Source organism: Parabacteroides sp. KHUB-02, from assembly GCF_056640955.1.
The window spans coordinates 1805195-1819006 of record NZ_JBWQEV010000001.1 but is presented as its reverse complement, the minus strand read 5'-3'; the positions used below and the strand labels follow the sequence as shown (position 1 = coordinate 1819006).

General features: G+C 44.5%; 9 protein-coding genes. 5 read left to right on the top strand and 4 right to left on the bottom strand.

Annotated elements, in window-relative coordinates; genetic code table 11:
- Positions 1-6: 6 nt before the first annotated feature.
- Positions 7-2277 carry a monovalent cation:proton antiporter family protein gene (locus ACYIA1_RS07960; protein WP_044546197.1) on the bottom strand — a complete coding sequence of 757 codons (2271 nt, stop codon included), beginning with the start codon at positions 2275-2277 and terminating at the stop codon, positions 7-9.
- A gap of 70 nt (positions 2278-2347) precedes the next feature.
- On the opposite strand from ACYIA1_RS07960, the gene ACYIA1_RS07955 reads away from it, so the two are divergent.
- A complete protein-coding gene (locus tag ACYIA1_RS07955) occupies positions 2348-2983 on the top strand; it encodes an AlbA family DNA-binding domain-containing protein (RefSeq protein ID WP_259013124.1) in 636 nt (211 codons plus the stop codon).
- A gap of 6 nt (positions 2984-2989) precedes the next feature.
- Here the strand turns inward: ACYIA1_RS07955 and ACYIA1_RS07950 are convergent, their stop codons facing one another.
- Positions 2990-4369 (bottom strand): NfeD family protein, encoded by a 1380-nt coding sequence (locus tag ACYIA1_RS07950; protein WP_009017742.1) that lies wholly within the window; start codon positions 4367-4369, stop codon positions 2990-2992.
- A 265-nt stretch (positions 4370-4634) separates the two neighbouring features.
- Between ACYIA1_RS07950 and ACYIA1_RS07945 the strand changes: the two genes are divergently transcribed.
- Positions 4635-5144, top strand: coding sequence for an RNA polymerase sigma factor (locus ACYIA1_RS07945; RefSeq protein WP_005855686.1), 510 nt, complete (start codon positions 4635-4637; stop codon positions 5142-5144).
- A gap of 49 nt (positions 5145-5193) precedes the next feature.
- Here ACYIA1_RS07945 and ACYIA1_RS07940 read toward each other — a convergent pair whose 3' ends face one another.
- Positions 5194-6852: an AMP-binding protein gene (locus ACYIA1_RS07940; protein WP_005855687.1), complete on the bottom strand. Its 1659-nt coding sequence runs from the start codon at positions 6850-6852 to the stop codon at positions 5194-5196.
- 140 nt (positions 6853-6992) lie between these two features.
- Between ACYIA1_RS07940 and mtgA the strand changes: the two genes are divergently transcribed.
- Genes mtgA through ACYIA1_RS07925 form a run of 3 tightly spaced genes read left to right on the top strand, consistent with a single transcriptional unit; the run spans position 6993 to position 9338 of the window.
- Positions 6993-7793 (top strand): monofunctional biosynthetic peptidoglycan transglycosylase, encoded by an 801-nt coding sequence (mtgA, locus tag ACYIA1_RS07935; protein ID WP_259013122.1) that lies wholly within the window; start codon positions 6993-6995, stop codon positions 7791-7793.
- Positions 7739-8404 (top strand): lipoyl(octanoyl) transferase LipB, encoded by a 666-nt coding sequence (lipB, locus tag ACYIA1_RS07930; RefSeq protein ID WP_259013121.1) that lies wholly within the window; start codon positions 7739-7741, stop codon positions 8402-8404. The genes mtgA and lipB overlap by 55 nt, the downstream gene beginning before the upstream one ends.
- A gap of 1 nt (position 8405) precedes the next feature.
- Positions 8406-9338, top strand: coding sequence for a tRNA-dihydrouridine synthase family protein (locus ACYIA1_RS07925; RefSeq protein ID WP_259013120.1), 933 nt, complete (start codon positions 8406-8408; stop codon positions 9336-9338).
- On the opposite strand, the gene ACYIA1_RS07920 is transcribed toward ACYIA1_RS07925, so the two are convergent.
- Positions 9295-13758 carry a translocation/assembly module TamB domain-containing protein gene (locus ACYIA1_RS07920; RefSeq protein WP_480336315.1) on the bottom strand — a complete coding sequence of 1488 codons (4464 nt, stop codon included), beginning with the start codon at positions 13756-13758 and terminating at the stop codon, positions 9295-9297. The genes ACYIA1_RS07925 and ACYIA1_RS07920 overlap by 44 nt on opposite strands.
- Between the last annotated feature and the right edge of the window lie 54 nt (positions 13759-13812).

The following is a 13812-nucleotide window of genomic DNA, read 5'->3' as shown; positions in this document are numbered from 1 at the left end:
GTTTTGTTAACTGGTTACTACTTTTCCTTCGCTTAACTGGATCAACTTATCCCGTTCGCCTACGATCCATACGATATCTCCTTCCTCGAAAACCGTACTGGGAGGCGGATTCTTGATCGAGCTACTTCCACGTTCGATACCGATTACCAAACAAGCGGCTTTATCACGGATACCGGACTCTATGATGGAGCGGCCAATCAATCGGGAACCTTCCGAGATAATGATTTGCTCCATGTTCATCTCTTCCTTTCTTGTGTTCGATTGCTCGGCGTATGATTTCTTGTAGCGTTCCTCCAGATATTTCCTAAAGTGCTCCAGATCATCATCGGCGCCAACTACTACCAGTTTATCGAACGGGTAGAGCCGCTCGTCTCCTCCCGGTATATTGATTCGCTTCTCTCCCCGGATAATCGTTACGATATTTACGTTGCACTTTTGCCTGAAGTTTAATTCTTTCAGGCTTTTTCCCATACTGGGGGAATTCTGCTTCACCTCGAAATCCGCTAAATGGAGATCTCGTTCTAATAAGTGGTTCGCGAAACGCTGGTTGATCGGGGCTTTTCGCTCTTGTTCCACTTCCCTCGCTACAAGGTTACTGAAAAAATGCCGTTCCATCAGGATCGACTGCCTCTTTAGCCGTTTGGAGAATATCATTAATACGATAACGGCGGAAGCGACCGCTAGCATAATTCCTAGCGCAGCATTCAATAACCGTGCGACTGGAAGCATGACGAGACCGATACAGAGCAGGATTCTGAGGATCACGAGTGAGACTAGGGGACCCCGGTTATATTTATTATCGTTCCATAATTGCTGGAACTCCACGGAATGATTCTTTTTCATCATGATCGCCCGCAACATCGGGGAGATCAGAGCTAGGATTAAGATCAAGGAGATTAGATTTCCTTGGATGCCGGGCAAATGTTTGCAGATGAACGGAGTCACGATTTGTAGCCATAAAAAGATAAGTACTAGGCAGACGGCGGTATAAGTACCGACGATGCGGACCAAAGCTTTTAGTAACTTATTCCATGCGCTTTTTTGACGGATCGTATTGGAACCGGATGAATATCGCTCCAAGAACTGTTTCCAATTCTCCGGTATGATCCGCTCCGCCCATTTGTAGGTAGGTTCCGCTAGCCGGATCATATAAGGTGTGAAGAATGTCGTGATCACGGATACGGCGACAACGATCGGATACAGATATTGATCCGTCACGTTTAATGATAGTCCCAAACCTGCGATGATGAAGGCGAATTCTCCGATCTGCGCTAACGAGAAACCAGACTGGATGGCTATTTTTATCGGTTGTCCGGACAGTAATACTCCGAAGCTGGCGAAACAAATTTGTCCGGCCATGACTACGAGCGTGATAATGAAAATCGGGATTTTATACTCCCAGAGCATCTGAGGATCGATTAACATGCCTACAGACACGAAGAAAATCGCTCCAAATAAGTCTTTTACGGGTTTTACCAAATGCTCGATCCGTTCAGCGTCAATGGTCTCGGCCAAAATCGAACCCATGACAAAAGCTCCGAGAGCCGATGAGAATCCGGCTTTTGTGGCGATCATAACCATACCAAGGCATAGCCCGATGCTCACGATCAACAGAGTCTCCTCATTTAGGAAGCTTTTTGCCTTTTTCAGAAAAGAGGGGATCAAATAGATCCCGACGACGAAACAGAATAAAAGAAAAATGCCTAATTTGACTACGCTATCCAGCATCTCCATGCCTTCCACGTGTTTACTTACCGCTACGGTAGAAAGTAATACCATTAATAATACGGCGAATAGATCCTCTACCACCAAGATACCGAATACGACACCGGCGAATCGTTGGTTACGCAATCCCATGTCGTCGAATGCCTTGAAGATAATCGTCGTGGAAGACATCGATAACATACCTCCGAGGAAAAGACTGTTCATATGTCCCCAACCCAGTGATAAGCCCGTGATATATCCCGCTGTCATCATACCTATAACAACGGTTATGGCTCCAATGACGGCGGTTCCTCCCACCTTCATCAACTTCTTGAAACTGAAATCGAGCCCCAAAGCGAATAACAGGAAGATAACGCCTATATCAGCCCAGATACGGATACTTTCCACATCTGTAACTGTCGGTATTTGCTCGATGGAAGGTCCGGCGAGTATTCCGGCTACGATATACCCCAATACGACCGGTTGCTTTAACTTTTTGAATAACAGGGTAACCAACCCGGCGGATATGAGTATGACCGCAAGATCTGATATTAGCGCAGGTATCTGAGACATCGTTTATTGTTTTTTCGATTGCCAAAGTTAGGTATTTATTTTAATTTTGTGTCTCAAAACAGAAGCCAAAATGAAGAAGAAACATCCGATTGAAGCGCTTATAGAGCAAGGGGAACATCAACAACTTGATTTTAAGTTTGAGGTGAACGACAGCAAGAAGATCGCCCGGACGTTGAGTGCGTTCGCGAATACAGATGGCGGGCGTCTGCTGATTGGAGTGAAGGATAACGGCGCTATTTCCGGTGTGAGAAGTGAGGAGGAATATTATATGATCGAGGCTGCTTCTAAAATGTATACGCATCCCGAGGTGCCGTTTACAGCTAAGCGCTGGGATGTCAACGGGAAGACCGTATTGGAGGTCTATATCGCCCCAAGCGATGAGAAACCGCATACGGCACCGGATAAAGACGATAAATACAAGGCCTATATCCGGGTTGCGGACGAGAATATATTAGCGAACGAAGTCCTCATGCAAGCATGGAAGAAGCAGAAAACCAAAGAAGGTACATTGCTGAAAATAAGTAAGCCCGTCGAGATCCTGTTTTCTTGGCTCGACGAGCATCCGTATATCAGCATAAAGCAGTTTTGCCATATCGCCCATATCAATTATTATGCGGCCCGTAACATCCTAAGTGATTTGATGGCTATGGGAGCGATGGAATATGTCGTGATCGATAAATGTATTGCCTATAAACGGATCGCATAGACTCGTTTATAGGTTGATTACATAGACTTGCGCGCTCTCGAATCTGACGACTTTGATAGGAGTCCCTTTCTCGATGAAGCCAGACTCCGATACGCCGTCATACAACTCTCCCTCGATAGATACCTTACCCGAAGGACGTAAAACGGTAGCGGCCGTGCCCTCTTTTCCGATCAGTTGTGTCAAATTGGGACTGGATACCGCTTTTTCCAAATCAGCGTTTAATGCCATTTTCTTTAGCGGTCCTTTATGTCCTATTTTGTTGGATAACCATATCACTAGCGTGAATCCGATACCCAGACCTAATAGAACCGTTAAAGCGGCTCTGCCCGTATCCATTCCAGATACGTTTTGAAAATCAAAAACAGTATTGTTCAGTAAGCTCATTGTAAGTCCGCCGACCACGAGAATAATTCCACTTATCCCCGCTATGCCAAAGCCCGGGATCACGAATATCTCCAACATTATTAATATAACGCCGAGAATGAATAACAGGATTTCCCAGTTTTCAGCCAACCCGTCCATATAGAGAGGAGCGAAGTAAAGGATAGCCGCTATTATCGCGGCAGCGGATGGAAAACCAAGCCCTGGGGTTTGCATCTCGAAATAAATACCACCGATGATAATGATGATTAATAACCCCTGTATTACCGGACTCATAAAGAAACCTTTTACATTATCGAACCATGAGGGTTCATAACTTTTAATCTCATAGTCCTTACATCCGATATATTCTGTGATTACTTGATCCGGACTCTCGGCGATGCCATCGCAATAACCCCATTTGAGTGCTTCTTGAGAGGTAAGTGTCAATACTTTACCGCTATCGATGAGGTTGGGGACGATCACTCTGTCATCGACCATCGCTTCGGCGATTAAAGGATCTCTTTTCCATTTATAGATCGTGTCGCCGTTTTGTATAAGCGTATCTTTCCCTTGCGCCTCAGCTGTCGAACGGATCATGGAACGCATATAAGATTGATATTTATCAGGTAGAGCCGCACCCGTTTGATTGACAACCGTTGCCGCTCCTATATTCGCCCCTTTCCGCATATAGATTTTCTTGCATGCTATGGAAATTAAAGCACCTGCTGAAGCTGCGTTATTATCGATAAATACATATACCGGTATGGGACTATATAAAATAGCCGTTCGCATAGAATCTGCAGATTCCAGTAATCCGCCGTATGTGTTCATATGCAATAAGATGGCATCGGCGTTCAATTGCTTGGCCTCTGATAATCCGTTATGGAGATAAATCCACGTGGTGTTATCGATCTCTTTTTTTATATCAATCGTATATATTAAGGACTTCTCTTTAGCCTCCGATTGAAGAGAGATTGCAAGTATTAATACTATAGCTGTTAATATTGTTAATAAACGTTTCATCTTGTTTGTATTATATTCGTTTTTAATATTTGGTTGAAAATTGTAACTGGCTTGTTGTAAATGTTGATTTTTGTAACTTGTGCAACTTGTAAATAATACTCATTTTCAGTAAGATTTACAACAAAAATATTAAGTTACGATTTTTAATATTAATATTTATCAAAGAACTGTATATCTCCATTTTTAATTTATATATTTGTTGCATCCTTCAATGTTTGAGGGATAATACTTATACAGTATTAAACTTTATTTAACTAGTAACAATATGAATGCGTTGCAATTTCAGAAAAAATTATTGAGCATGCAAGAAAACATGATGAATTTTGCGCTTATGCTTACAGCGAATAGGGATGATGCCCAAGATCTGATGCAGGACACAACGCTGAAGGTTTTAGACAATCAAGAAAAATTTGTAGACAATATCAATTTTAAGGGCTGGGTCTTGACTGTGATGCGTAACATTTTCATTAACAATTATCACAAGATCGTTCGCACGCAAACTGTCGTAGATCAAGGTGTCGACTTATATAACTTGGATGTCGTGAACGATTCAGGTTTTGACTCTCCGGATGGCGCTTATCAAATTCAAGAGATCACGAAAGCGATCAACGGTTTGAACAATGAGTTGAAGGTTCCATTCTCTATGTTTTTGAGTGGCTATAAATACAATGAGATCGCTGATAAACTGGATGTTCCTCTGGGGACGGTTAAGAGCCGTATATTTTTCGCTCGACAAGAATTACAAAAAGTTTTAAAAGATTTTCGTCAAGGATAAAATTTACTTTATATAAAAGAAGCCGTCTTTAACAAAAGACGGCTTCTTTTTATTCGGCCGGTTGGTATAAATATCTCTTGATGCTTCTTTTGGGTGTTTTCTCGAATTCTTCTTGATACAGCTTGAAACAGGTGATTTTACTGTAATTCGGCATCTCCTCGTTTACTTGGTCAATGTTGGTCTGCATCAACTTCTCGATTTCGGAATGTTGTATACCTGCCTTATCTACTTGCTCCCAATCGGGATAGATGAGGGCGACTAGTTTACCTCCTTGGGAGATGATGAGCGATTCCGCTACATATAGCATATTATTCAAGCGATCCTCGATCTCTTCCGGATAGATATTTTGTCCGCTGGGGCCTAGAATCATGGTTTTACTACGGCCGCGGATATATAAAAATCCATCTTTATCGAGGGTTCCCAGATCGCCGGTACGCATCCATCCGTCAGGCATCATAACGGCTTTCGTAGCCTCCGGATTCTTGTAATAACCGAGCATCACGTTCATACCCTTCACCAATATTTCTCCCACCTTGTTTTCCGGGTCCTCTGAATCGATGCGGACTTCCATACGGTCGACGATACGTCCTACGGAACCGGGCTTAAACTCATCCCATTGCGCATAGGAGACTAGCGGGCCACATTCGGTCATCCCGTAGCCTACGGTATAGCGGAAATGGATGGAATGAAGGAACGTTTCCACTTCTTTATTGATAGCGGCTCCTCCGATAACGATCTCCCCGAAGTTTCCTCCGAAAGACGCCGTTAACTTGGCGGAAATGGTATCCAACACTTTCTGGTCTATATAGGGGACTTTCAAGAGCAATTTAATCAAAGGTTTCTCCAGTTCGGGGAATACCTTGTTTTTGATGATTTTCTCGATAATCAGAGGTACGGCTAGAATCAGCGCCGGCTTGATCGTCGTAAAAGCTTCCGCTATGATTTTCGGGCTGGGGGTACGTGTGAGGAAGTGTACATGGCAGCCTTTATTCACGGAATTCAATACCTCGAATGCCAATCCGTACATATGGGCCATCGGAAGCATACATACGATATTATCTCCCGGATGGATGAACGGTAAATTGTCGTAAGCGAATTGCGTATTACTCCATAAGCTCCGATAGGGGATCATAACCCCTTTCGAGAAACTGGTGGTTCCGGAAGTATAATTAAGTACCGCTAATTCTTCCGGCTTTTCCACGTGATACCGAACATCGTTCGACGTGAATGAACGAGGGTACTTTTTACCGAAATATTCATTGATCCGGTCTCTTACTACCCGGACTTCTTTGCTTTTACTGTGAATGATCGAGAAGTTATCCAGCATCATGAACAGTTTCACGTCGGGCATCATGCGTTCATTCATATTCTCCCAGTTGCTGGAAGCGGCAAGGACTGCCTTTGCCTCGGAATGATTTACGATATGATGTATATTGTCCGGTTTGAATTCATGTAGGATAGGCACGGCTACGGCTCCATAAGCCAAGATCCCGAAGAAACAGATCGCCCAGTTGGAGGAGTTCCGTCCAACTAAAGCCACCTTATCCCCCTTTTTAATGCCGGCATGCTCTAGGATAATATGAAATTTCTCGATTCGACGAGCTACATCTTTATAATGGAAGGTATGTCCATTATAATCGGAGAACGCCGGGAGATCCCAATGCTCCTTGATGCTATTCTCTATGAGTCCTAAAAAACGATTCTCCATACTAATTTATTTATCAAATAACCATATGACAGGGTGGAAAGTTTTCAAAAGCCAAAGATAGTGCCTTTTCTGTAAATTATGAGTTTCAGTCCGCCGGAAACTGAAATATTCTTTACCTTTGTCTCTCCAAATAGAAGAATATGGTAGCACCTCTGGTAAAACGGATATGGATCTGGTGCAGGAATCTGTTGATCTTCCTGTTTGTATCCAGTATATTGGCGGTAGTGGTATATAAATTTGTACCCGTATATTATACGCCATTGATGTTTATTCGTATGTATGAGCAGTATCAGGATGGGAAGAAAATGAAACTCGATCATACGTGGGTTCCTATATCCAAGATCGCCCAGCCTTTGGTTCAAGCGGTCATAGCGTCGGAGGATAACCTGTTCATGGAGCATAATGGCTTTGATGTGGAACAAATCCAGAAGGCACGGGCCGAGGCCGAGAAAGGTAAAAGGGTGAGAGGTGCCAGCACGATTTCCCAGCAGACCGCTAAGAATGTATTTCTTTGGCCGGGGAAAAGTTATTTACGGAAAGGCATCGAGGTCTATTTTACCTTCTTGATCGAATGGATATGGGGAAAGGAACGTATTATGGAAGTCTATCTGAACTCGATAGAGATGGGGGAGGGCATCTATGGTGCGGAGGCGGTAGCGGAGGCTCATTTCGGTAAGCATGCCTACCAATTGACCAAAAGCGAGGCAGCCTTGATAGCGGCCACACTTCCAAATCCCCGGAAGTTTAATTCCGCTAAACCGTCACCTTATATGCTGAAACGACAAGCGAAAATAATTTCCTTAATGGGAAAACTGATAAAAGTAGAAATGGGATATGGTGCCGGGCAAGTTGATCCCGGTACCGGAAAGGTTAAAAAAAGAAAGAAATGGAGAGCTTCCGTTATCATGACTTGGGACGAATCGCTTATGCCGATGCGTTAGAATATCAGACAGCTGCTTTCGAGGTCTTATTGGATGCGAAGGCAACGGGAAAGAAAGAGGATAATCAATTATTCTTTTGTGAGCATTTACCGGTCTTGACGATCGGTAAAAGTGGCAAGGACTCCAATTTGCTTATTCCCGAGGAAACTTTACGGGAACGAGGGATCTCGTTTTACCATATAAACAGAGGGGGGGATATAACGTATCACGGGCCGGGACAGATTACCGGTTATCCGGTATTTGATCTGGAATATTGGAATCTGGGATTGAAACAATACATCCATATGCTGGAAGAGACGATCATCCGTTTCCTATCGCTTTACGACTTGAAAGGGGAACGTTTGGAAGGGGCGACGGGTGTATGGCTAGATCCTGAGGTACCGGGGCGTGCCCGTAAGATCTGTGCGATTGGTGTGAAAAGCAGCCGGTTCGTTACGATGCATGGCTTTGCATTGAATATAAATACGGATCTGAGTTACTTTTCATTGATCAACCCTTGTGGCTTTACGGATAAAGGCGTTACCTCCTTGGCTATGGAGTTGGGGGCACCCCAAGACTTTGAGTTGGCAAAAAGTCAATTGAGATCGATTTTCATGGAAACCTTCGCTTGATATGGCAGTCATTCATTTCGCTCCTTTGCAAGGATATACGGATTCGGTTTATAGAGAGGCGCATACCCGAGTATTCGGGGGCGTAGATACCTATTATACTCCTTTTGTAAGGATAGAGAAAGGTGGTTTCCGGAATAAGGACTTGAAGGATATCGCTTGCGATAGAAATAGGCAGGTACATGTCGTACCGCAATTGATCGCTTCCACACCAGACGAGTTTCGGTCGATCGTGCGTTTATTCCAAGAGAATGGGTACTGGGAAGCGGATATTAATTTAGGATGCCCTTTCCCTATGCAGGTCCGTGCTCATAGAGGCTCGGGACTTTTGCGGTACAAGGAAGAGGCCGAGTCTTTATTACGTACGATTGAGGAGTTCCCGGATATTTCTTTTTCGGTGAAAATGCGTTTGGGGTGGGAGTGTACGGACGAGTCATTCGTGCTTCTTTCCTTATTAAATAAGTTACCTTTGAAGCATATAACCTTGCATCCCCGGTTAGGGATACAGCAATATAAAGGAGCTATCGATTGGGATGGATTCTCCCGTTTTTATGAGGAATGTAAACTTCCTTTATATTATAATGGAGATTTAGTGGGGCTGGAAGATATCCGAGGTATAAAGGAGCGTTTTCCGGGGCTTGCCGGGCTTATGCTAGGACGAGGGTTATTGGCCTCTCCTTGGCTGGCCACTGAGTTTGTGTCCGGACAGGTCTTGACCGTGAATGAGAGGCGGGATAAACTAGTCATGTTCCATGAGTCGTTGATGGATGAATATGCTGCCCGGTTGGAAGGTGGCGAGCATCAGGTATTATCTAAAATGAAGACAATCTGGGATTATCTTTTGCCGGAGGCCGATAAAAGGCTTCGCAAGAAAGTATTGAAAAGTACTTCCCTTACTTCTTATCAGTCGGCAGTGAAAGATTTGTTGAGTCTTTGACTACGGGAGGGACATTCGTAGAGTCTTTGGGGATCAAGGGTAAAAGAGGTCTCTTTCTTCTTCTGAAAATCTCAGAGAAATTTGTAAAGTCTTTCCGGTACATGATTCCTACACCTTGTATGGTTAACGCTTGCTTCAGGCCGAAATACATATCTCTGGCATGGTTATAAGCCTTTAGCCGGATCTCACCGGAGGGGGTCAACTTATATTCTAGGTCGAACTCCCCGATAAAGGTGTTATTTTTGCCTGTAGTAACCGTATTTCTCATACCGAAATTACCATTGATCAATAAGCGGTTGTTTAGCAACTGGCTGGATAATATCATCTCGTATTCCGTGTCTTCCTTGAAACCGTCCTGTCCCGCTCGTATGTTTGTCCCTATTTGCACTTTATCCGTGAAACTACCTAACAGATTGGATAATTGCGCTGAGATAGCGGATGAAGCCACGGCGTTTAACTCGCTAGACTTGTAAGTCGTTTGGGCATACTCGGGTGTATAGAATTTATTTAACACCAACAAATAAACGATTTGCCGGGTCATCATATCCTCTGTGTCTATAAACGCTTTGACTTGACGCTCTAACTCCTCGTTAGAGTTCGGAAATTCTAAGTCGAAGGAAATAGATGGGCTGCGCAATGCACCTTCAAGGTTTAAGACGCAATTGACGGGTATGTTTGTTCGAGAACTTTCTTGTAAGAGACTCTGATCCAAGTCTCCGATATTTGCGGTCAGATTGTAGATCGCATTGATATCCATATGGGCATTAAAGGGATCGCCACGGAAATTGATCGTGCTACCGTCTCTGATCTTAAAGTCTTTATGGATGATTTGCTGTAAGCTGAAATTATAGTTTCCTTGTACGATATTCACGTCGCCATACATACGAAGATCACTTCTTGTTCCATATTGTATTTGTAAACTTCCACTGGCGTTTCCTTTGATACGGTCTCCCGCTATCGGGTCCATGATTAGCTCTATATCGGCATCGGGTGTGATATCAAGGAGGAAGTTCATTCGTAGCTCGGCTCCCTCGTCTGTCTCGTGTACGATATTCAATGGGTGTGTGGACGTGGAATCTACGTTAGCTGCCAACTTACTTTTATCGACGAACGTGATAAAATCATAGTCCGTAGCCGAGTTATTATTCATGAAGTCCAGATAAATAGCGGTCTTAGGTTCGCTTTTCATGTTAATATCAAAGTCTATCAACTTACCGTTGCCCTTGATTTGCGCCGTTCCGCTGGCGAATACCGTTCCATAGATCAGCGGATTCTTTTTCTGGTTGGCGTTATACATCAACATCTTATTACCCTGCACGTTTACGAGGAAGCTATAATCCCGGAAATGCAGATGATTGAACTTAAGGCTGACTTTTCCGGAGTTGCCGAATTGATCCTTGACCGTGATATTCCGTAAATTGACGGACGTAGAGTCAAGGTGGACGGAATCGGAGAAGGTATAATACGTATCCAAGAAATCAACGCCTACCCCTCCATCCATGACATAGGCATCTCCCTCGACATTCAGCTCCTTAAAGGGGCCGTGCAAATGTATACTTCCGAATCCCCGGCCTTGCAAGTTCTTTACGACCGTATCGACAAAGGGTTGCAAGAAGGCCAGATTGATATCATTGGCATCGAAATACAAGGATAGCCCCGCATTGGGCCCGACTGGAAATACATAACCGTTCACATCCGTCCAAGTGCTGTCGTTCTTGTAGATGCTTCCCAGCATAAGGATACCTTTCTGTGCGTCGTCCCATTCGCTGAAGAGATTGAGGCGACCCAAGGGGGGTTGGTTGAATGAGAAATTCTTTACTTCCAGATCCGTATTTAGCATGCGGCTATTGAATAAGTCGTTCACATAGAACTTACCGGTCGCCTCACCCCCGAATTGCAAGACTGGGATATTCAATACGTCGAAGACATAACTCAGCTCTATTTGCTTCAAGTCTACCAATAAAGTATCTGCCGGATCTTTCGAGATCGTCCCTTCCATCGATAAATACTGGGTCTCATGATCTACCCGGAAATGCTCGATACCGATCTTGCCCTCACGAATTGTTATATTCGCCGGATTGATGGTCCAGAGCGTGTCTTTAATAATGAGGGGGCTTTTATTCAACGTGACTTCCGTACGTAACTTGGCCGGCCCTTTCTCGCTTTCCTCCTCGACAAAAAGGGTAGAGGCGGAGATGTCGGCCTTAAATAACCGCTCTTTATTATTCGCCCACCCAATCATGGTATTCACCAGATTGTCTTTAGCGTCTGCCTTGAGATCAAGGTAATTACGCAGTCCCTTGTCGTTGTAATTAATCGTTTTTAATTGGAGGTTTACCTTATCGTTCGGATTGTCGCAAACCAAGTAGCCGGATTCGAACATGGATTTCCCGAGATTGAACTTCGGAAGCCACGCCTCGATACGGAACTTATTATAAATATTATTATAATGTCCCGTGATCCGTCCGGGTTGCACCATCGTGAACGGTAGTTTCAATGTCGTAGAAAGCGCTTCCGTATTCTCGATCGTTAATAGGAGGGCGAAGTTATTCTCCTTCACGATTTGTTTTTTCTGGGTCGTGTTGATCAAGGCTGGCACATATCCCTTGAACGTATTCATAAGGCTGGGGATTAGCGTGTTGAATGAGTAAGACCCGGTGACCTCTCCATTCAAGATATCGGACGTTATGGTTAATTGCCGGTCGAGACTATGCCCCGAGGCAACTACTTCGAATTTCTTAAGGAAGAAGCTGCTGGGAGTGGTCTCGAAAGAAAGACTGTCCAACGTGATGCTACCTTCCAGATTATCTATATTATCTCCGGTGAAATCCGCGTTTAAAGCCAAGGAGATATTCGGCGCCTCATATTTGTCCGTCAGGTTCAATCGGTCCGGCCGGAAATGATCGAGGCGGGCGGTGAAATTAAACAAGGAGTTTTGCCCTTGGTGCTGGAAGATGCCTTGGGCGTATAACTCGCCATTGGGATCGTTTACATGGATAGTCCCATCGAAACTACTCTTCTTGAAATTACCGGAAAGATTTATATCCTTGTATTTATAAGCTTTATAATCGAACTCCTTGACTTGTGCTTGGATATTTCCGGAGAAATTTCCGCCAACAGGTCTACGGGTATCGATATTGATGTCGAAGCGAGCCTCCCCGAAAGGATTATTCTCGCCAAATAACTCATGGAGCCGCAAGTTGCTGGAGGCGATGCGTCCCCGTAGGTAAGCGGCTATATTCTTATCCTTGTTGCTACCGAATATCAAGTCTGTCTGTATGGAGCCGATGGAAGACGATAATTTTCCGAAAGCGACTAGGTTATCAAAAAAGCCTGATATCTCGCCCGTGAAATTGATCGTCCCCAATTTGACGACCGGGGCCGGGAGACTCTTCGGACGCTCATTGAAGTTATTGGCCAAACTGGAGATGCCGTCTGTCGTGATATACATCTTATTCACCTTCCCTAAAAGATACGTTTCCTCGGGATGGGTGATGTTTTTCAGTTCCATCTGGCCGATAAACAGCATCTTATCGCTATACTTCAAGGTGAGGCGCTTCAAGTTAAAATTATTGATGTAGCCGTTTGCCTCGGCCGATAACTCGATCGTGTCGGCGAAGTTCTTGAACGCCGGGACGAAAGGGGATAAGTCCTTCAGGCAGATTTGCGAAGGCGTTATATTCAAATCGATCGGAGCGTTGTTCAAGAGAGCGGGAAGGCTATCGATCTTACTTAAATCGATCCGGGCAAGGCCGATCTTCAAGTCTGTCTGCGGCAAGCGTACCTCGAAGTCCTGCACGAAAGCGCTATCCCGGTTCCCGACCACGTTCAGCGATAACTTATTCAAGGAGAAACCGGACGCCTCGTCGAAACTCATCTTCTTGATATGGGCGTTCACGCTGTCCTTGTTAAAAGCCTTGAGGGATATCTTGGCACTCAGGTTCTTGATATCGATATGCTTGGCGTTGAACTTTCCCGGGGTCTCTTTCTCGCTATCCACGTTATAGCTGAAATTACCTCTTCGGATCATGATGGAGTTGAAACGGAGATCGATATTCTTCTCTTTCTTTATCGAATCCTTGCTGGCGAAAGCGTCGATGACGAATTGCAGGTTCAAGGGGCTTTCAGGCGTATGTTTTCGTAGGTTGAAGGAGAAACCGAACAAGCGTACCGTCGTGAAGACAAACTTCCCTTCCAGTAACGGCATGATCTCGAATCCCGCCGCCACATGGTTCGCCTCGAACATGACTTTCCCGTCTTGGTCTTCCAGATAAAGCCCTTCCAGTACCAGACGATTGAACCATTCGATATCCACGTTACCTATCTTTACGGGCACACCAAGATGGCTGGATAACTGGGTCGTGGCTACTTCCGAGACTTGGGTTTGAATGTAAGGGATTCTCAGCAAGATGCCCGGCAGCGCATAGAATATCCAGAATAACGTAAGTAGGGTAATGATTATGTATTTAAGTCC